We start from the raw sequence: 19460 nt of genomic DNA on the forward strand, positions 1-19460 counted from the left end.
CGCAAATGTGCGGGTGTACCGAGTCGTTTGAGCCTATGGCCACGGAGAGCTAAAAGCGGGTTGGACAATGATGAGTGGATCTTTGCCCTAGAGGTCGAGGATCTGCCTGCAAAGGCTTTGTAGGGCTGCTAGGCGGCTATCAAGCTCGGACGACTCCCGGTCGATATCCGAGAGCCTAGAACGCATCTGGCGGGATTCTGCGACCACTCGCGGGTAGTCCTGCAGGACGTAACAGACAGCATCCAGTTCATCGCGTGAAGGCGAATAAAGCTGGGCGTCTTTGACTAAGTAGGCGGGAATTTTGAGGGTAACGGTCATTAGTCTGTGATCTCTAGGCGGTGCTGGAGGACAAGTCCAGTCCTTTACCGGGCCAGCAGCGCTACCGGCTACCGTACCTAGAAACGCAGATCACAGGCTAATGATCGCTAGTGAGCATCGCATAATCGAGATTATATGAAATTCGTCGCGGATCGAGAGATTTTCCGCACCAAATTTCACATCAATCTCAGTCCATTACGCGAAGTCTTTGGTATTTGCCACAAGGTCAATGCTCGTATTCAATCACTAGCGCTATCTCTGCACAGCAATCACACATCCAATTAGCCACACCGAGCAGCTCTTCAATGCTGTTGAGCTGCTTGCAGCATGATGGACAAATGTAAAGGTCAGTCATCGTGTGGCCTACCGAGGTCGTAAAAGCCCTCAGACCACGACCGCTCAAAACGCTCTTTTCAGTCATCACACCAATCAGAGCCATTGGATTGACTGTCACACTCACAAGAACGCCAACCATCTGCGGGAGCTTCAATAACAACACCATCAGGCACGATAAGCTCAGTCATTGCGTCACCTGCACTAAAAAACAGATAGCAAAGAACATCCAGATGCAAACGCTAATGACAAAAAATTCTGGTGGCCAATCGCGATGAATCTTTATACAGAAAGCACCTTGTAGAGCAAATAAGAAAGACAACAAGCGATTTGCTTGAGCTTCAATATCTTTAAAGTGCGCTTCTGCGGGTGGACAGCGCCTGAGAAATCATCTTGCAGTCATTCATATCCATAGCAACTTGACCTTTGGCAGCAGGAAACAGCGGCATCATGCCTCGGACGCCAGGCGGGACGTCACCCCTGCTCGGCGTAGGGTCAGCACCTCCAAGACGCTGACGCCCAGGATCCCAATCAGTACCAGCAGTGCTCCGCACACGAACCACAGGTCCAGCGCATCATTGAGCACCACCACACCCAGGGCGACGCCTGCCACAGGCGTCAACAGCTGCAGCACAGACAGCCGTGACGCAAGGTATTTGGTCAACAGCCAGTACCAGCCCAAGAACGTCCCCAGCACTAGGACCAAGGTCTGGAAGGTTAGGTTTGCGACCACCGCGCCATCGATTTCAAACGTTGAGTGCCCCATGAAAAAGGTCAGCGGAAATATCAGCAGCGTCGCGATACTCACCTGGTAGAAAAGAGTTTTCTCCGGCCGCGCACCGGCCAGCGTCGACGTACGTACCGCGATAGTGGTGGCTCCCCAGGCTGCTCCAGACAGCAGCCCAAGCCCGTCCCCCAGTAACGTGTTGCCTTGAGCACCTTCGCCCCGGCCCATGAAAGTAATGACGATGCCTAGGAACGCCAGCACCACGAAACACCACTGGCTACCACTGAGTTGCTCCTCCTCGTGCAGAAAATGCAGACCGAAACTCGCAAACAACGGGCCGGTATACAGAAACACGGTGATATGGCTGGCGCTGCTGTACCGCAGGCCCTCAGCAATGAAGATCGATTCCAGCGCTACCAGGATTCCGACCACGACGCCTGCTCCGACTGTCTTGTCACGGAACAGCCCGGCGCCCTCGCGGTACCACAGGTAGCCGCCCAGGATCAGCGCAGAAATGGCATATCGAATGGTCAGTTGCATCAATGGGTCGAGCTGCGGTGCGGCAAGCTTGATCAAGACCTGCTGCCCACCCCATAACAGGCACAGGACCATCATCGTGGACACGGAAAAAACATCGAGGGGTTTACGTGCGTCGAGCATAGTCATTGACCCTGAGCCACAGTATTGAAAACTTGGGTTCAAGGCTATGCGCATCGCTTCTGGCAAGTAATCGATCTTTTGCTAAGGTGCTTGCATGAAACTCAACCTGGAAAAACCTCGCCGCCTCCCCTCCCTCAGCGCCTTGCGTGCTTTTGAAGCAGCGTCTCGCTGTCGCACGCTCACCGAAGCCGCACAGGAGTTGTGCGTGACAGTGGGCGCGGTGAGCCGGCAGATCCGCCAATTGGAGGACAACCTGGGGCTCAGCCTGTTTCATCGCACCGCCAACGGCGTGACACTCAATGAGCCGGGGCAACTCCTGGCCCGTGACGTGTCCAAGGCGTTTTCGCTGTTACTCAAGGCCACTCAGGACGTGCGCCCGCAAGCGGGCACCAGTATCGTATTGACCTGCACGGTTTCCATCACCAGTCACTGGCTGAGCAAGCGCCTGCCGGACATCACTGCCGGTGGCGCTATTGCGTTGACGATCGACCCAAGTTCCGAAGTGCGCAACCTCGACCATGGCGATGCCGACCTGGCGATTCGTTATAGCCCTCGCGAGCTTGCGTTGACGAACTCGGCGTTACTGCTGCAGGACTGCTATTTTCCAGTCTGCAGCCCGGCCTACCTGAGCAGCCTGGGCGCTATCGACGAACCGATAGACCTAGTGGGCGCACGGTTGGTCCAGTCGCCCTGGTACTACCAAGAGCGCTTGGGCAACGCCACCTGGGACGACTGGTTCACGGCGGTTGCCAAGCGCCACACTCAGACCACTGCGGCGTTATCGTTCAGCGGAGTGGGCTACGCCATGCATGAAGTAACGCAGAATGGCGGAGTGATGATCGGCAGCTCTGCGCTGCTGCAGGACGAATTGGCCAGCGGGCGCCTGACGGCAGTGTTCGGCGACCGCCATCAACTCACCTCGCCCTACGAATACAGGCTGGTCTGGACGCAATCGGCGCACCAATCGCGCGACCAGCAGCACCTGATCAATGGCTTGCTGCGCGCCGCCGGGCAACCGCCGGCATTCCCACCCGTGGCAGCTTACGCACCAGGGTAGGCACCACTGCGCCATAACCTGCTTCAGGCTTTCGCCGCTGCGCTGAGCCATACGCTCCAGGGTCGCCTGGGTGCGTGGCGTCAGGGATTCGGGCAAGGCCTCCTTCAGGCGTTTCTTTTCAGTTGGGCAAGGTAACGGTCCACTTCCCCGGACAACCAATGGGAGAACTCGCGCTGCTTGTCTTCCGAACTTTCTCTGGGCGGCCACACCAGCCAATAGGGATAGGTATACGGCGCACTGATGTCGCACAACTGAACCAGCTCTCCCCGCTCGACGGCGTCATGCACTAGGCTTCGCCGTTCTAGCGTGATGCCCTGCCCCAGGCGGACCGCCTCCAATACCAGGTTGGAGTCATTGCTGCACAACCCCTTGCGTTCGTTGCCCATCTCGACGCCCGCCGCGTCGCACCAGGGTAACCAGGATTCGGTGTTGTAGATGATCTTGCTTTCAATGACCTGTTGCGGGGTCTGCGGCAAGCGTCCGCCATTGAAGTGAGGGGCAGCGACGACGACGATTTCATCATGGAACAACAGCTTCTGTTCTACGCCCTCCCAATCGCCCTTGCCCATGCGGATGCCGATATCCACCGATTCCTGGTGCAGGTTGGAGATCGTCAGACTGGCTTGCAGCCGAATGCTGATATGGGGGTAAAGCTGCTGAAAACCCGGTAGGCGCGGTAACAGCCAGGACCGGCCGAACGACGGCAATACCGCCACCACCAGCTCGCCCATCTTGGGCTGTGCCTGGATCAATCGCGTGGCCTCGGCGATATCTCCCAGGGCTTTGCGGATCTGTAGCGCATACAGTCGCCCATCCTCACTCACACGCAAGCCACGCCCTTCCCGGACGAACAGGGTCAACCCCACAATTTCCTCCAACACCTTGATCTGCTGGCTGATCGCTGAATGAGTTACGTGCAATTCCTTGGCCGCCAGGGTGACGCTTCCCAGCCTGGAGGTGGCCTCGAAACTGCGCAGGCAGGTCAATGGAGGAAATGCACTCATGTAAGTTTAACTAACCGGTTCTGGTAAAAATTATCGATATTGTAAGGGTTTCCCTCGCTATAAAGTAACCTCTATTTAACAATCCTATCAGCCGCAGGGGGTTTCCCATTACACCGTCAACTCGCGAACCGCGGAGCGTCTCCGATGAAAACCACGATCATGGAACAGAACGTCTCGACTGCCCGCATCAACCAGGCACTACAGGCATTGCTGACGCAAATGGCCTTGGACCGACATTCGCTGAAATGGCTGGTGACCAAGGATCAACTACTCTCTTTCTGGCTGGAGCAGCAGGCCTATGTCGTCGCGCTGAAGAGGCGCCATTGGATTACCTCCTAAGGATCTGACGTGCGCCTGGAACAGGGGTGTTTCACCTGCCTTGCCCCGAGCCTGATCCTATTTGGAGGGTGAGGGAGAAATAGAGCTGTTCGTGGCCCCCCGTGACAGAGGCCGAAACCGGCTCCCCCGGGTTGCTGTTGAATCTGCGTAAGTACCTCAAACACCCTCACTGCACTTTGAAAATTACCCTGACGTAAATGGAGGCTTCATGAAACTGATCGGCATGCTGGACTCGCCCTACGTGCGCCGCGTAGCAATTTCCCTGGATCTGTACGGAGTCGACTTTGAGCATCAGTCGCTCTCGGTATTCAGCACCTACGACGAATTTGCCAGGATCAATCCGGTCGTGAAGGCCCCCAGTCTGGTGCTGGATGACTCAGCCGTGCTGATGGACTCAAGCCTGATCCTCGATTACTTCGAAGCGTTGGCGCCAGTCGACAAGAAGTTGTTACCACAGCAGGCCAGCGCGCGCGCCCAGGACTTGCAATTGATCGGCCTCGCCCTGGCCGCCTGTGAAAAAACCGTACAGATTGTCTACGAGCATAATCTGCGCCCCGCAGAAAAACTCCACGAACCCTGGCTCGACCGGGTTACCGGCCAATTACTGGCGGCCTACTCCGCCCTGGAAAAGTGCCTAGCCCACGGCGCTGACGAAGCGCTGACCCAAGGTGCCATAACCACCGCAGTGGCCTGGTCCTTCAGCCAGTTCACCGTTGCTTCAGTGGTCAACGCCGAGACCTTCCCGCATCTGCAGCGCCATGCCAAGCGACTTGAAGAACACCCGGCCTTCAAGCGATACCCCATCGAATAAGTCGCCTGCCACGTACGGCGAGCCGGCACCCACCGGCTCTTCGCTCTGCGCCCAAGTGATAGTCAATCCAATGGTCCGGCTCGGAGTCCTGCAGAAAGAGATGCTTACACAAAAGACTGTAGTATTCGCGTGGCGCGGTGCCTAGGATATTGATGGCGGCATTGGATCGCGCCGAGTCTCCCCAAACCTCATACCTCCGCAAAGGGCCGTTTTGGTTCGATAGCCTGCGTATTGTTGCCGTCGACCAATGCCCCCGTGCTTGCTGTCGCTGGCCCCGGACACGGCCAGCGGCAGCGACGAACGATTAGCGAGACTGACCAAGCACATCGGCAGCACCACAACGGCCGCGCCATGTAGCCCCCAGTGCTTCCACTGCTAGGAATGCCACGCCTCCAAGCACGAAGCACATGATTCCGGCAGAAAGGATGCGGTCGTAGGGCCAACGATCAAGCAACCGCTTCAGGCCTGACTTACGCACTGTGAGTTGGACGGACGCTTAGCCGATTTAGCCTAAAGACGTTACTTGCAACGCTAACGATTACTCAGGCGCTTCTGGATCTACTGGAATCGAGGCGGGGATTTGCCATGAAGTTTTTTTGCCATCCTGACTGTCGAAAACGCGACGGGCCTTTCGGAAGGCCTCGACATTTTCGACTACCCAAGTCCAGATAGGGGACATACGGATCAACAGTTCCATGCCCAGCGGCGTCAGCTCGTACTCAACACGGGGCGGAATTTCATCGAACTCCCGCCGAACCACTAGACCATCCCGCTCTAGGCCGCGTAGCGTCTTAGTCAACATTCGCTGAGTCACACCAGCCATCTGCCTTTTTATCTCGGCGTGGCGCATTTTTCCGTACACACCTAAGGCATGCAGGATGCCCAATGACCAGCGGCTACCTGCGTGGGCGAGGACTTCCCGCCTAACCCCATCATCATCTTCTCTAAGCGTTTGGCAGATAGCTTCTGCTTGGCTAAGAGCTTCATGATCGGTCATTTCACCCCCTAGTATCACACATGTGCCTTCTTACGAGCGCTGCTGAATTGTGCAAGCATTCGCTCATCTTACAGACAACAGGTCTCAGGAGAAATCATGACCGAAGTGACCCAGCTTTCCCCCCAATCAATTCTAGTTCTAGGCGCCGGTGAACTTGGTCTTCCGGTTTTGCGCAATCTTACGCGGGTGGCAAAGCGTACGCCCGGCTCCAAAATCAGCGTTCTGCTCAGGGATTCGACCATCAACACTCAGGTGCCTGAGAAAAAGGTAGAAATCGATGAGCTTCGTAGTCTGGGCATCCAAATGGTCGCCGCAGACCTAGTGAATGACTCAATCGATCAGCTTGCTGAAGTGTTCGCACGGTTTGATACCGTAATAGGTTGCGCAGGCATGGTCGCGGGTAGAGAAACCCCTATGAAGTTGGCTACAGCCGCTCTCAAGTCCGGCGTGAAGCGCTACTTCCCATGGCAATTTGGCGTCGATTTTGAGGTGATCGGTCGGGGCAGTCCCCAGGATCTATTCGATGCTCAGCTCGATGTGCGCGAGTTGCTTCGTTCCCAAGACAAAACTGAATGGGTAATCATCTCGACGGGTATGTTCACCAGCTTTCTTTTCGAGCCTGTATTTGAGGTAGTCGACTTCGAAAACGACACAGTGAACGCCCTAGGCAGTCTTGAGAACAGCGTGACGCTCACGACACCAGACGACATTGGTACTCTGACAGCGGAAATCGTTTTCTTTGAACCTCGCTTCCGCAATCAAATCGTCTACCTTTCTGGCGACACTGTGACGTATGGGCAGGTTGCGAGCATCCTTGAACGGGTTCTGGGACGCCCATTCAAACGTAACGTGTGGGCTGTTCCCTACCTAATCCAGGAATTGGAAAAAGACCCCACTCATCACATCAAAAAGTACCGCGCTGTGTTCGCACAAGGTAGAGGAGTGGCGTGGCCTAAAGCTGCCACTTTCAACGAGCAGCAGTCGATTCAGGTCACCACCGCCGAGCAATGGGCTCGGGAAAATCTTGCAGACAATTGAACGCAGAAGCGCGTAGCTGAATGATCCTGCGCCTGGGAATTACCTGCTGAGAAGCTCCTTGACCTGATGGTGGACGTTGATGACCAAGGCTGAAAGGTGGAGCGCGGAATTCATAATCCGATGCAAAGCCGTTTATTTATCGTACTCGTACGATCTGCCGACGTTTGAGGCGCTCTGAAACGACGAGCTGATGGATCGTTTTTCCGCGGACTTAATCACTCAAAAGTACTTGCGCTGGTGCGGGAACGCTTCGACAGCCACTACGGTTCTCTGGATGCGTTCGACTATCCAGTGACCCACACCGATGCCCAGGCGTTGTGGGAATACTTTCTGAATTTTGGCCTGGCCGGGTTCGGCGATTATCAGGATGCGATGGCCAGCGGCGAACCGTTTCTGTTTGCGGAAGTGCAGTGCTCTGCTGTTAGGCTAGCGGCCCACACGATTTTGATGGATGTAGGCTGGAGCGACACATGACGGTGAAAAGCTTGAAAATGCTCTCGGTCGGCGAGGTTGCCCGGCGTGCCGGGGTGGCTGTTTCTGCGCTGCACTTTTACGAAAAGAAAGGTCTGATAGCCAGCGTCCGCACCAGTGGAAATCAGCGCCAGTTTCCGGCGCACGTGCTCAGATACGTCGCCGTGATCAAGGTCGCGCAGCGAGCAGGCATCCCACTGAAAGAGATCAAGCAGGTGCTCGATGCTTACCCGTCGGACAGCAAACTAGCGGCCGGCCAATGGCGCGATATTTCGTCGCGCTGGCGAGACAACCTCAATGACCGCATCGTCATTCTCACGCGCCTTCGCGACGAGCTGGATGGCTGCATCGGCTGCGGTTGTCTGTCGCTGGAAGACTGTCCGCTGCGAAATCCTGGCGACAAGTTTGGCGAGTACGGCCCGGGGGCTGGGCTGCTGGAACGTGATTAAGCGGCAGGCACTGTTTCGACAAAAAAAGGCTTGACCTCAATATAAGTTGAGGTCTGAAGATGCGACTTCATTCAATTGGAGAGTCCGTTATGCCTTCCGACATGTCTTCGTCCGTGTTCACCCTATCCAACCCTGCCGGCCTTTACGATCCGACGGATAACGCCTATTCGCACGTAGCTCAAGTGCCCCTTAACGCGCGGATCGTGCACCTCGCCGGCCAGGGTGGACAGGACCGGGAGGGCTATCTTGCGCCTGGCTTTACGGAGCAGGTTCGGCAAACAATCGCCAATATAGAGATCGGCCTTGTGTCGGCCGGCGCTACGCTCGATGACGTGTATAAACTCACCCTACTGGTGGTCGATCACTCTGAGTCGCGCCTCGCCGAATGGGCTGCCGAGGCCAAGCGAGCCTGGGGCCCGCACCTGCCCACCTGCACACTGATCGCAGTTCCGCGGTTGGCGCTGGACGGCATGCTGGTGGAGGTTGAGGCGATTGCCGCACTGCCGGCGGCATAGCAGCCCTTACGAGCTGCCGTTCATAAACACTAAGCGATATGCAGAGTCTTGCTTGTGGTCGTTTCCAGCGCCTGGTCCAAAGCCTGCTGGAAACGTTCCACCAACAAATCGATTTCCGCAGCCTGAATCAGTAACGGCGGCAAGAAACGCACCACAGCACCATGGCGTCCACCCAGTTCCAGAATGATCCCCAGACGCAAGCACTGTTGCTGTATGGCTGCGGCCAGTGCCGAGTCCGCTGGCGGTACACGATTGCCATCGGTAGCGCCGACTATTTCCACACCCACCATTAAGCCGCGGCCACGCACATCACCGATGCATGGATAGTCAGTCTGCAATTGTCGAAGCTGGTTCATCAGACGTTCACCCATGGCGGCAGCATGGGCTGGCAGATTCTCGTTGATAATGTGGCGCAAGGTTGCTGTGCCAGCAGCCATAGCCATTTGATTGCCACGGAATGTGCCTGCATGGGCACCCGGTTTCCAGCTATCCAGTTCCTCGCGGTAAACCAGCACGGATAACGGCAATCCACCGCCAAGCGCCTTGGACAGCACCAGAATATCGGGCTCGATATTGGCCTGTTCGAAAGCAAACAGGCTGCCGGTGCGCCCCAGGCCTGTCTGCACCTCATCGATGATCAACGTCACCCCGTACTTGCGGGTCAGATTGCGTAACCCCTGTAGCCAGCGTACCGGAGCAGGGATTACCCCGCCCTCCCCCTGAACCACCTCTACCACTACGGCGGCAGGTGGCAGCACACCGGATTCCGGGTCACTCAGCAGCTGCTCTATATAATGCAACCCTGCGTCTATCCCGGCTTCACCGCCCAAGCCAAAGGGGCAGCGATAATCATAGGGATAAGGCAAAAACTGAACTTCCGCCATCGCCGCACCCAAGGCCAGCTTAGGCCCGAGATTACCCATCAGGCTCAGCGCGCCATGGGTCATGCCGTGATAACCGCCGGAGAAGGACAATATTGGGTTGCGTCCGGTGGCGGTGCGAGCCAACTTGAGCGCCGCCTCTATGCCATCGGCCCCGGTCGGACCGCAGAACTGGATGCGTGCGTGTCGGGCAAAACTGGCAGGCAGTGCAGCGAATAACTCTTCGACGAAGCTATCCTTGACCGGCGTAGTCAGGTCCAGCGTATGCAGAGGCAAGCCAGAATCCAGAGTCTGGCGCATGGCAGCTATGGCCTTTGGATGATTGTGCCCGAGCGCCAGGGTCCCGGCACCGGCCAAGCAATCCATAAACAACTGCCCTTGGGTGTCTTGTACATAGAGCCCATGAGCTTCCTTTAACGCCAGAGGGATTCGTCGCGGGTATGAGCGCGCGTTGGATTCGCGGGCAGTTTGACGCTGCAAATAGGCGTTGGTGTTTAGCTCACGCGGGCCTTGTTGACGAAAGTGCTCAAGGTTAAAAGTAGCGCTGGACGGGGGCAGGTTCTGAATAGATTCCACGATAAGTTTCCCTTGGGAGTGACAAATGTCTGGGTAATAGGGTTCTTGGCCTCACACAGCCGCATGCCGGGACCTGTGTGGTGGGCAGAGTTGGCGCTGAATCAGGTCCAGCAGTTCAGCCTCACGCTCGAATAGATAGAAGTGCCCGCCCGCAAACAGTTGGGTCTGACAGTCCGCCCGGGTTTCGTGAGCCCAAGCATCGAGCAGTGGCAAGGGCACGTTGGCATCGTCGCGGCCGGCCAGCACGTTGATTGGGCATGCTAGCGGTGGCCCGGGGCGATAGCTGTAGTTCTCGCAGAGGGCGAAATCGGCGCGAATGATCGGCAGGAATAACTCAAGCCATTCAGGGCTTTCGCACAGTTCTTGAGGTATGCCATTCATGTTACGGATATGCTCAAGAAAGGCCGCATCCGGTAGATCGGACAGACGCTCGCGCCAGCCTTGGGTCGAGGGTGCGGTGCGCGCGGAAACCAGCAATGCGCTGGGTGACAAGCCGCGTTTTTGCAGGATTCGTGCGGTTTCGAAGGCCAACAGAGCGCCCATGCTGTGGCCGAAGAAGGCAAAATGCTCAGGCCCCTCCTCTGCATTCTCTATCGCTTGCGCCAACATGCCGACCATTGCGTCTAGCGAAGCGGCCTGAGGCTCGCCGAAACGTGCCCCGCGGCCCGGCAACTTGATCAGGGCCAGCTCAATGTCCGTCGGCAACTGAGCCCGCCAATGCTGAAACACCGTATGTCCGGCCCCGGCATAGGGGAAACAATACAGCCGCAGTGTGGCCGCAGTTTTGCCGCGCAGAAGAGAAAACCAAGGACTAGGTGAAGTTGACATCAATTCTGCCCTTGCTTCTGCCGAGCCTTACTGTCCAACTTGGGCAACTCTTTGCAATACGCCCGGATGGAGTACTGCTCGTGGCTAACCCATACCAGAATAGGATTGCAGAAACTGTTGCAAAGCATTTTGCGTCCTTAATCTGGCAGGCAGTTGAGAGTTAGCCAGAGCGTGTTTCTAATCTAAACATAATTTAATGCGAATGATAATACCTATCATTCGTTTTGAGTGGCAATTTCCACCCGCTCCACTTGGCGAATCGCGTTAGAAGCAAGCTTGGTACGCAGGCAACGAGTATTACTAAGGGCGGGCAATTCAGTGGAATTGACCACTAACCTGCCGACAGATTGGTTACAGCCTGTGATGGGATCGAATGATCTACAACTGAGGAAGCAACTGCCATGGCAGCACGGTGCTGAGACACTGGTCCGGGAGCGGATCAAGCGCGAAGTCATGTGCTCTGCTACATCGAGATGACTACTGCGGGGAAGTTGGTTTGATTGAGCTTGAAGGCTGTCTGAATAACCCAGAGGTTCAGACCTGCGTGAAGCAGGACGCGGGGAAGTTGCTTCCCCGCGTCCATGATTTTACATGTCGTAACGCAGAATCAGCCCCAGCGTTCGCGGTGCGCCGGCATCAAGGATGTCGCCACTGCGATTATTGGTGATGTATTCCTTGTCGAAGACGTTCTTCACGTAGCCCGATACTGCGACGTTCTTGGTGACTTTGTACTCGGCGTTGAAATTGGCCAGCCAATAGTTGTCGCTCTTGCGTTCACCCGTGACCTCACCCGCGTCGTTGAACTCGTACTCCGACGGAGCTGTACTCTGATAGACGACATCGGTGTTCAGGGTCACGCGATCATTCCAGCGATAGGTAGCGCCCATTGTCATCTTGTACTTAGGCGAAAACAGGAAGTCCTCGCCGCTCATGTCGCGGCCGTCGCTGGTGACAAAGTCCTTGTATTCGCCATCGGTGACAGAGGCACCGGCGTTCAGGGTCAACTGTTCGCCAAAGTCTTTTTCGACAGAGACTTCCAGGCCCTTGATATCACTGCGACCAGCGTTAAATACGTCGAGATACTCAGTTTGTGGATTGAGCACGCTGACCTGCTGATCTTTCCACTCGGTGTAGTACATGTTGGCCCGGGTACGCAGGGTTTGATTCATGAACGAACCCCGGTAGGACAACTCGTAGTTGGTGGTGTATTCCGGGTCGTAGGCTTCGTGACCGCTACCGGCGCGAACGTTGACGCCACCGCCACGATAGCCCCGCTGTACCATGAACCCCAGGTACTGATGGGCAGCTAACTCATAATCAAGTCCGAGTTTTGGCAGCACGGCATCAGCTGTTTGTTTGTCTTTGCCAGGCTCGGAGAAGTCATCTTGCTTGACGTTAGTGTCGTTGGTCTCGTGGTCGTAGCGCAGGCCGGTGATCAAGGTCCAGCGCGGAACAAAGGTCCAGTTAACTTCACCGAACACAGCCTTGTTTTCGATCGTGGTATCGCCCTTGACGACGCCGAACAATCTTTCACCAAAGTACAAGCGATCATGGAAATCGTTGGTGTTGTGGCCGTAATAGATACCAGCAAAGCTCTTCACCGTGTCGCCGTCGTAGTTCAGACGCAGTTCCTGACTGAACAGGTTGCCATCCTGTTGGCGCAATACGAACTGGTTGGCGTCGGACGACTGGTCGAAGTCGAGGCGGGCGTCGTAGTCTGAATCGGTATTGGCCGTGAGGCTGGTAATGGACCAGCTATTATCAAGGCGATAATCAACCTTGGCGCTGAAGGTGTCCTGCTTGAGTTTGTCGTAAGCCTCAGTGTCTGAGTCGATTTTGTAATAACGGACCCTGTCACCCTGGCGAATGACCGAATTGTCGCCCTTGCGGCTTTCACCGTGAGCGTAGGTCAGCAGCACGTCGGTATCATCGTTCGGCAGGATCAACAACTTGCCACGGGTGTTTGCGGCACGAGTCTTGTTGGCATCATCGCCATTAAACAGGTTCTCGATGTAACCATCGCCTTCCTGGTAATCGATGGCGATACGGCCAGCGATCTTGCCGTCAACGATCGAGCCGCCACCGGCAACCGCCCCGCCGCGTTCATTGTAATTCCCGGCGTTGGCTTGCGCGGAAAAGCTTGGCTCAAAGGTTGGATTCTTGGTCTGGATAACCACCGCGCCCGCCAAGGAGTTACGGCCTTGGGTGGTGGACTGCGGGCCGAGGAAAACTTCGACTTGCTCGACATCCCACAGCGGTACGGGGCTGAGGGTCAGGGTACGGTTTGGCTGAACGGCGCCGTCGACGAACACCGAAACCGCACCGTTTAGAGCAGCCGGGCCCTGGTCGTCGAAACCAGACACAGGTACGCCACGGATACCCCAGTTTTCATTACCAGACTGGTTGTAGACGCCCGGTGTGCGAGCGAACACATCGACCAAGTCATGGTCTTGCTTCTCGCGCAGTTGTTGTTCGGTAAAAACCGCAACGCTCGACTGGGTTTGCTCCAGAGTGCGGTTGATTTTTTCACCTGTCACGGTGATTGGGGCAAGCTCCACTGAGCTCGCCTGCTCGGCCGCCCACACGCTGCTATTAGCCAGACACACTGCCGACCCCACGGCCAGTGCGATTGTATTTTTCTTGAAGTTCACGCCCCGCTCTCCTTTGGCAAATATTAGTGTTTTTTTCTATTGTCCCGAACAACGCCGCTGTCCCCAGCCTGCGGGAGTGTATTCCGAAAACAAAAAGCGAACAATATTGATAATTAATCTCATTTGTAATAAATATGCTGCCGTAGTTAAGCGAGAATACATATCAGTCGTAATTATCGTAGCGACCTCTGCCAGATTTTCCAGGTTTGCCAACGCCACAGCGTCTGGCTGCAGTAAGACCAAAAGGATGCACTAGGATGACTTCAACTGAACACCTGAACGGGCTTTCCGAACCCTTACCCAATACGCTAGGGACTGGCCACGAGCTGACGCTGCCGGTGCTGATACAGGCAACTCCGGGACAGTCTGTTCAGGATATAGATGTGTCGATTCGCAGCACCTTAGACCAGGCACTGGCCACCGTTGGCGGTGTGTTGTTTCGCGGCTTTAACGTCCCAACCCCCATCGACTTCAAACGTTTTGCTGCCAGCTTCGGCGCCCCGCTGGCCAGCTATGAATTTGGCTCCACGCCTCGCAGCAAAGTCTTCGCCGGGGTGTACAGCTCCACCGAATACCCGGCCCATCAATTCATCCCCTTACACAACGAGCAGGCCTATACCCGGCCCTGGCCGTCGCGCATCTGGTTCCACTGCATCAAGGCCAGTGAAACCGGCGGCGAAACGCCGATTGCCGACAGCCGCTTGATCTATCAACGCATGCCCAGCGACATACGCGAATTGTTCGCCAGCCGCGAGTTGCTCTATGTACGCAACTACAGCGGCGCGCTGGATCTGCCTTGGCAGAAAGTGTTCAACACCGAAGACCGTGCTCAGGTCGAACGTTACTGCCGGGATAACGACATCGAGTGGCAATGGAAAGATGACGGTGAGCTGCGCACCCGTCAGCGCTGTGCCGCCGTATTGCAGCACCCTGAAACGGGTGAATGGGTCTGGTTCAACCAGGCGCATCTGTTCCACGTATCAGCTATCGAGCCCAGTGTGCGCGCCAGTCTGCTGGCGGCCGTAGGTGAAGAAAATCTGCCGCGTCACGTGTATTTCGGCGATGGCTCGCCCATCCCTGATGAGGTCCTCGACAGCGTGCGCGAAGTGTATCGCCAGACCGCCATCAGTTTTCCCTGGCAGCCCGGCGACATCCTGATGCTCGACAATCGACTGGTCGCACACGGCCGTAATCCTTACACCGGTGACCGTAAAGTCATCGTTGCCATGGCGTGAATTGCAAATGTTCTCTTTTAAACATTGGATCGAAGTGCTGGAAAGCAATGCCCGAAATTTTGGGCAGCGCCCTGCCCTGCATTTTTTGCCTGACGGCGTCGAGATTGGCCAGTCACTTACCTTTGCCCAGCTGCACGAGCAGAGCCAATCCCTGGCGGCAGCGCTGCAAGCACGCTACGCACCGGGCGATCGCGTGCTGTTGATGCTGCCCAGTAGCCTCGACTACGCCCGCGCCTTCTGCGCTTGTTTGTATGCCGGGCTGATCGCTGTGCCGCTGTTTCCACCGCCATCGCGTAAACCGCGTCACCTTGATCGTGTGCGCAAGGTTGTGGTCGACGCCGAGCCGGCACTGATCCTTGCTCCGTCCGATCACTGCCAGAACTTGCTGGAACTGGTCGAACACCAGGTTGAAGTGTTGACGGTCGAAGGTCTCGGCACACCGCCGGCCAGTGCCTGGGTGCGGCCGAATGTCGACGCCGCGACAGTCGCTTTCCTGCAATACACCTCTGGCTCCACCGGCACTCCCAAGGGTGTCGAAGTGCGGCAACGCAACCTGATCGCAAATGTCGAATTGATGCGCCAGGCCTATGGATTTGACGAACATGGCGGCATGGTCAACTGGCTGCCGCTGTACCACGACATGGGCCTGATCGGTGGTTTGCTGGCACCGCTGTATAGCGGAATGCCTTGCTACCTGATGGCCTCGCAGACCTTTGTCAACGCGCCATCCACCTGGCTGCAGGCCTTGAGCCGTTACCGCGCCACCGCCAGTTTCGCCCCCAATTTCGCCTACGCCCTGTGCAATCGAGTAGTCAGCGATAACCTGATCGCCCAACTTGACCTCAGCGCCTGGCAGCATGCGATCAACGGCGCCGAACCTATTCACCCCGGCACCCTGGAAACCTTCGCCCAGCGCTTTGCCGCCTGCGGCCTCAATCCGTTGGCGATCAGCCCCGGTTATGGCCAGGCCGAAGCCACCTTGTGTGTCAGCGCCACGCCCGCCGACGCCGTGCCCGTGGTGCTGCGCTTGGACAAGGCTGTACTCGAAACCGGCCGCGTCGCCTTGGCGACACGCGAAGCCCCGGCAGTGGAGTTTGTTGCCTGCGGTTATCCGCAAGCCCTGCACGACATCGCCATCGTCAACCCCGACACTCATGAGCGTTGCGCTGCTGACTGCATCGGCGAAGTCTGGTTAAACGGGCCGAGCAACGCTGAAGCCTACTGGAAAAACCCGGAAGCCAGTCGCGAGGCATTTGAAGCGCGCATTGTTGGTGAGCCCGGACATTACCTGCGTTCCGGCGACTTGGGCTTCATGCACGAGGGGCAGGTGGTTATTTGTGGTCGGCTCAAGGACCTGCTGATCCTTAATGGGCGCAACCTCTACCCGCACGACATTGAATTCGCCATTACCGATGCCGAGCCAGGTATCCGTACCGGGCGCATCGCCGCTTTCTCAGAGATGGACCCGCTACTGGGCCGCGAAAAGCTGGTGATTGTCGCCGAACCCCAACGTAAATTCGTCGATTCGGCGCGTCATCCGGCGCTGTTTGCCTCGATGCAAAATGCCGTTCGAGAAGCAGCCGAGTGTGGCATCGATCAGATTGTGTTAGTGGAAGCTGGCACCATTCCGATGACCACCAGCGGCAAGATCGCCCGCCAGGGCGCCCGCAAGCAGTTGGCCGCCGGCACCTTGTCTATCATTGCCCAGCACGGCGGCCAAACCTCGGACATCGGCGAGAATCTCAACCATACGCAGCTTTTCGAGTCTGTTGCCGATGCTTCTATTTCCGCCCTGCCCGCTTGCCGCCAATGGCTGGAGCAGACTCTGCGCGTGGTCAATCCGTATCTGGCGGTCGACTTCAACCAGAGTCTGATCGGCATGGGCCTGGACTCCATCAGCATCGCCGACTTCGCCGCGCGCTTGTACAAGGATCTGGGCTGGAACCTGAACAGCCAACGTCTGTTCGGCGAGCAAACTCTGGCGGTCTGGGCGCAGGACCTGCTGGACTTCCTCAGTGAGCACGCGTCGAGCGCTGAGACCAGCCTTGCGGAACGTTGCCATACCAGCCAAGCGCAAGGCCGTCAGTCATTTGCTCAAAGCCGCCTGTGGTTCCTGCGCCAACTAAACCCCGACGACACCCAGCACAACCTGGTGTTGCACCTCAGCCTGCAAGGCACGCTGAATACCGAAACCCTTGCGTTGCGCCTGAATTCGCTGGTAAATCGTCATAGCGCACTGCGCACCGTCTACAACGACAGTGTTGACGGCCCGCAACAACGGATTTTGCCGACGGATGCTGTGGCGCTGAACTGGCACGACCTGCGCGATCAACCCGCAGCGCTGCAACAACAGACGCTCACTGATTGTCTGGCCCACGAACACGCAACACCGATTGATCTGAAGCACGGGCCGCTGCTGCGCGCGCAATTGCTCAGCCGCGACGGTGAACAGCACGATCTGCTCCTCAGTCTGCATCACATCGCCTTCGACGGGCGTTCGGCACAACTGCTGCTGGCGGAACTGGCCGGTACATCCACTGCCGAGTTGCCGGTGCAATACTTGGACTTCGCCCTTTGGGAAGCCGAACACTGGAGCGACGAACGCATCGCTGCGGAACAAGACTTCTGGTGCGAACATCTGGCGACAGTGCCACAAAGCCTCGAACTGGGTGGCCGTGGGCTGGGTCATGGCGAGCACAGCCTGAACTTCACGCTGCCCCAGACCAACTGCGAATCTCTGGCGGCACTGGCCCGTGAGCAAGGCATGACCTTGTTTATGCTGTTGCTGGCCTGTTATCAACTGGTGCTCAAGCAATTGGGCGGGCAGCAACAGTTTCTGCTGGGCACCGATGTCAGCGGTCGTCCATTGGCCGAGCACAACGACGTCATTGGTTTCTTCGTCAACCAATTAACCTTGCCCTGCGACCTGCGCGGCGATCCGACTTTGGCTGGTTTCCTCAAGCAAGTCCGCGATCAGGCGCGTCTGGCCTACGCCCACCAAGACTTGCCGTTCGATCTGGTGGTTTCAGCATTGGCGCCGCAACGACGCCCCGGTCACTCGCCACTGTTTCAGGTCAAGCTCAATTACCAGCCTTCCCGAGTAACGCCGACCGCTATCGCCGGTGCACGCATGAGCACTTTGAAAGTGGCGCAGGCGCCGGGTGATTTCCATTTGGTGCTTGATCTGGTTCACGGCAGTGAAGGCATCGACGCGACACTCAAGTTCCGCGCTGAGTACTTCGATCAGGACCGTGCCCTGCGCCTGCAACATCTGTGGTCACGCCTGTTGGACGAGAGCCACAACCTGCTGGACCAGTCGTTATCAGCACTGGCTGAGCGGCTCGATACCTGGGACCAGAGCTTCCAGCGTGAACACCAGCAGTCCCGGGCTGTGGCCGGTCGCAGTCAGATGCTGCAGACCAAACGCCGCTCCTTGAGCCTTTAACCAAGTTGGATACCTTTATGTCTATCGTGCCCCCAACTTCTCGCGCTCTCGGCGGCGTGCGTCGTAAAGCCATGAACGTCTCACAACAGTTGGTCAGCGAGCGGCTGCTCAGTCCGGACCATGCTCTGCCGTTAGTGATCGAACCCGCCGTCAGCGGTGTCGATCTGGCGGCTTGGGCGGCCGGAGAGCGGGAAAACCTGGAGAGCAAATTACTGCAATACGGCGCCTTGCTGTTTCGCGGGTTCTCGGTGCAGTCGGTCGAACAGTTCGACCAGGTGATCGCCGCACTCTCCCCCGGCGCACTGGAATATATGTTTCGTGCCTCCCCGCGCACCCGTGTCGGCGGCAACATCTACACCTCGACCGATTACCCGGCCGATCAGATGATTTTTCCGCACAACGAACATTCGTACTCACCACGCTTTCCATTGCGGTTGTTCTTCTACTGCCAGACTCCATCCGAGACCGGTGGCGAAACCCCGATCGGTTCGACCCGCACCGTCAAGGCAAGGATCAGCCCGGAAATCGAAGCCCGTTTCCGTGAAAAAGGCGTGCTGTACGTACGCAACTACGGCGACGGTTTTGGCTTGCCGTGGCAGAGCGTGTTCCAGTCCGAAGACCGTGACGAAGTACAAGACTACTGCGCCAGTGTCGGCATCGAAGTGGAATGGAAAGCAAACAACCGCCTGCGAACCCGCCAACGCGGGCCCGCCGTGGTACGCCATCCGCGTACTGGCGAAGAAGTCTGGTTCAACCATGCCACCTTCTTCCACATCAGCACCCTGCCACCCGCCATCCGCGACTCCTTGCAAAGCAACTTCAGCAATCTTGACCTGCCCACCAACACTTTCTATGGCGACGGCGAAGAGATCGAGCCGCAAGTGTTGGAGTCGTTACGGGCCGCTTACCTCGACTCGCTGGTGCGGTTTAGCTGGCAACAGGGCGATGTGCTGTTTATCGACAATATGCTCGCGGTGCACGGCCGTGAACCCTTCACCGGCAAGCGCGCCATCCTCACCGGCATGGCTGAAGCCCTGCTGCAGGGTGACGTTGCTGTTTGATCTTTCGATGGGTGCCTCCAGCCAGACAGCCAAGGCCCGACTGATTCCAGTCAGTGGATTCGTG

The 19460-nt window shown here is 57.1% G+C and carries 16 protein-coding genes and 1 pseudogene; 10 read left to right on the forward strand and 7 right to left on the reverse strand.

From position 1 onward, the window contains the following. Positions 1-87 precede the first annotated feature (87 nt). The gene (locus tag B9K09_RS11345) at positions 88-318 is read right to left on the reverse strand and encodes a hypothetical protein (RefSeq protein ID WP_087516900.1); all 231 of its coding nucleotides are present in this window, start codon (positions 316-318) and stop codon (positions 88-90) included. A gap of 781 nt (positions 319-1099) precedes the next feature. Beyond that, positions 1100-2038, reverse strand: coding sequence for a DMT family transporter (locus tag B9K09_RS11355; RefSeq protein ID WP_087519074.1), 939 nt, complete (start codon positions 2036-2038; stop codon positions 1100-1102). Positions 2039-2132: 94 nt separating this feature from the next. Between B9K09_RS11355 and B9K09_RS11360 the strand changes: the two genes are divergently transcribed. Beyond that, positions 2133-3095, forward strand: coding sequence for a LysR family transcriptional regulator (locus B9K09_RS11360; RefSeq protein ID WP_087516902.1), 963 nt, complete (start codon positions 2133-2135; stop codon positions 3093-3095). 104 nt (positions 3096-3199) lie between these two features. On the opposite strand, the gene B9K09_RS11365 is transcribed toward B9K09_RS11360, so the two are convergent. Next, positions 3200-4099 carry a LysR substrate-binding domain-containing protein gene (locus B9K09_RS11365; protein ID WP_087516903.1) on the reverse strand — a complete coding sequence of 300 codons (900 nt, stop codon included), beginning with the start codon at positions 4097-4099 and terminating at the stop codon, positions 3200-3202. Between the two features lie 144 nt (positions 4100-4243). Between B9K09_RS11365 and B9K09_RS11370 the strand changes: the two genes are divergently transcribed. Further along, on the forward strand, positions 4244-4438 hold the full coding sequence (locus B9K09_RS11370) for a hypothetical protein (protein WP_087516904.1): 195 nt from the start codon (positions 4244-4246) through the stop codon (positions 4436-4438). Between the two features lie 208 nt (positions 4439-4646). Continuing rightward, positions 4647-5249, forward strand: a complete 603-nt coding sequence (locus B9K09_RS11375) for a glutathione S-transferase (RefSeq protein WP_087516905.1) — start codon at positions 4647-4649, stop codon at positions 5247-5249. 538 nt (positions 5250-5787) lie between these two features. On the opposite strand, the gene B9K09_RS11380 is transcribed toward B9K09_RS11375, so the two are convergent. Beyond that, positions 5788-6246: a helix-turn-helix domain-containing protein gene (locus B9K09_RS11380; protein ID WP_087516906.1), complete on the reverse strand. Its 459-nt coding sequence runs from the start codon at positions 6244-6246 to the stop codon at positions 5788-5790. Between the two features lie 96 nt (positions 6247-6342). On the opposite strand from B9K09_RS11380, the gene B9K09_RS11385 reads away from it, so the two are divergent. The 4 genes and pseudogenes from B9K09_RS11385 to B9K09_RS11400 all read left to right on the forward strand — a co-directional run bounded on the left by B9K09_RS11385 (position 6343) and on the right by B9K09_RS11400 (position 8719). Beyond that, positions 6343-7284, forward strand: coding sequence for an aromatic alcohol reductase (locus tag B9K09_RS11385; protein WP_087516907.1), 942 nt, complete (start codon positions 6343-6345; stop codon positions 7282-7284). 196 nt (positions 7285-7480) lie between these two features. Continuing rightward, positions 7481-7683 (forward strand): annotated as a pseudogene (locus B9K09_RS11390) (cryptochrome/photolyase family protein); the annotation flags it as partial. A gap of 71 nt (positions 7684-7754) precedes the next feature. Beyond that, complete coding sequence (gene soxR / locus B9K09_RS11395) at positions 7755-8204, forward strand: redox-sensitive transcriptional activator SoxR (protein ID WP_087516908.1); 450 nt, start codon at positions 7755-7757, stop codon at positions 8202-8204. 89 nt (positions 8205-8293) lie between these two features. Continuing rightward, the gene (locus tag B9K09_RS11400) at positions 8294-8719 is read left to right on the forward strand and encodes a RidA family protein (RefSeq protein WP_256574292.1); all 426 of its coding nucleotides are present in this window, start codon (positions 8294-8296) and stop codon (positions 8717-8719) included. A 29-nt stretch (positions 8720-8748) separates the two neighbouring features. Here the strand turns inward: B9K09_RS11400 and B9K09_RS11405 are convergent, their stop codons facing one another. The 3 genes from B9K09_RS11405 to B9K09_RS11415 all read right to left on the reverse strand — a co-directional run bounded on the left by B9K09_RS11405 (position 8749) and on the right by B9K09_RS11415 (position 13655). Continuing rightward, a complete protein-coding gene (locus B9K09_RS11405; protein ID WP_371917457.1) occupies positions 8749-10158 on the reverse strand; it encodes a diaminobutyrate--2-oxoglutarate transaminase in 1410 nt (469 codons plus the stop codon). 69 nt (positions 10159-10227) lie between these two features. Beyond that, positions 10228-11004, reverse strand: coding sequence for a thioesterase II family protein (locus B9K09_RS11410; protein WP_087516910.1), 777 nt, complete (start codon positions 11002-11004; stop codon positions 10228-10230). Between the two features lie 587 nt (positions 11005-11591). After that, complete coding sequence (locus B9K09_RS11415; protein ID WP_087516911.1) at positions 11592-13655, reverse strand: TonB-dependent receptor; 2064 nt, start codon at positions 13653-13655, stop codon at positions 11592-11594. A gap of 257 nt (positions 13656-13912) precedes the next feature. Between B9K09_RS11415 and B9K09_RS11420 the strand changes: the two genes are divergently transcribed. From B9K09_RS11420 to B9K09_RS11430, 3 genes are read left to right on the forward strand one after another with little or no spacing between them, the layout of a single operon-like run. After that, positions 13913-14890 (forward strand): TauD/TfdA family dioxygenase, encoded by a 978-nt coding sequence (locus tag B9K09_RS11420; protein WP_087516912.1) that lies wholly within the window; start codon positions 13913-13915, stop codon positions 14888-14890. A gap of 7 nt (positions 14891-14897) precedes the next feature. Continuing rightward, a complete protein-coding gene (locus B9K09_RS11425; protein ID WP_087516913.1) occupies positions 14898-18335 on the forward strand; it encodes a condensation domain-containing protein in 3438 nt (1145 codons plus the stop codon). Positions 18336-18352: 17 nt separating this feature from the next. Then, complete coding sequence (locus B9K09_RS11430; protein WP_087516914.1) at positions 18353-19396, forward strand: TauD/TfdA family dioxygenase; 1044 nt, start codon at positions 18353-18355, stop codon at positions 19394-19396. Positions 19397-19460: the final 64 nt, after the last annotated feature.

Origin of the sequence: Pseudomonas sp. M30-35 (assembly GCF_002163625.1) — a bacterium.
Classification (GTDB): Bacteria; Pseudomonadota; Gammaproteobacteria; order Pseudomonadales; family Pseudomonadaceae; genus Aquipseudomonas.

What these genes read in the sequence shown, in the direction of transcription:
- B9K09_RS11345 (WP_087516900.1), bottom strand. Translation starts at nt 318, where the DNA reads ATGACCGTTACCCTCAAAATTCCCGCCTACTTAGTCAAAGACGCCCAG.
- B9K09_RS11355 (WP_087519074.1), bottom strand. Translation starts at nt 2,038, where the DNA reads ATGCTCGACGCACGTAAACCCCTCGATGTTTTTTCCGTGTCCACGATG.
- B9K09_RS11360 (WP_087516902.1), top strand. Translation starts at nt 2,133, where the DNA reads ATGAAACTCAACCTGGAAAAACCTCGCCGCCTCCCCTCCCTCAGCGCC.
- B9K09_RS11365 (WP_087516903.1), bottom strand. Translation starts at nt 4,099, where the DNA reads ATGAGTGCATTTCCTCCATTGACCTGCCTGCGCAGTTTCGAGGCCACC.
- B9K09_RS11370 (WP_087516904.1), top strand. Translation starts at nt 4,244, where the DNA reads ATGAAAACCACGATCATGGAACAGAACGTCTCGACTGCCCGCATCAAC.
- B9K09_RS11375 (WP_087516905.1), top strand. Translation starts at nt 4,647, where the DNA reads ATGAAACTGATCGGCATGCTGGACTCGCCCTACGTGCGCCGCGTAGCA.
- B9K09_RS11380 (WP_087516906.1), bottom strand. Translation starts at nt 6,246, where the DNA reads ATGACCGATCATGAAGCTCTTAGCCAAGCAGAAGCTATCTGCCAAACG.
- B9K09_RS11385 (WP_087516907.1), top strand. Translation starts at nt 6,343, where the DNA reads ATGACCGAAGTGACCCAGCTTTCCCCCCAATCAATTCTAGTTCTAGGC.
- soxR (WP_087516908.1), top strand. Translation starts at nt 7,755, where the DNA reads ATGACGGTGAAAAGCTTGAAAATGCTCTCGGTCGGCGAGGTTGCCCGG.
- B9K09_RS11400 (WP_256574292.1), top strand. Translation starts at nt 8,294, where the DNA reads ATGCCTTCCGACATGTCTTCGTCCGTGTTCACCCTATCCAACCCTGCC.
- B9K09_RS11410 (WP_087516910.1), bottom strand. Translation starts at nt 11,004, where the DNA reads ATGTCAACTTCACCTAGTCCTTGGTTTTCTCTTCTGCGCGGCAAAACT.
- B9K09_RS11420 (WP_087516912.1), top strand. Translation starts at nt 13,913, where the DNA reads ATGACTTCAACTGAACACCTGAACGGGCTTTCCGAACCCTTACCCAAT.
- B9K09_RS11425 (WP_087516913.1), top strand. Translation starts at nt 14,898, where the DNA reads ATGTTCTCTTTTAAACATTGGATCGAAGTGCTGGAAAGCAATGCCCGA.
- B9K09_RS11430 (WP_087516914.1), top strand. Translation starts at nt 18,353, where the DNA reads ATGTCTATCGTGCCCCCAACTTCTCGCGCTCTCGGCGGCGTGCGTCGT.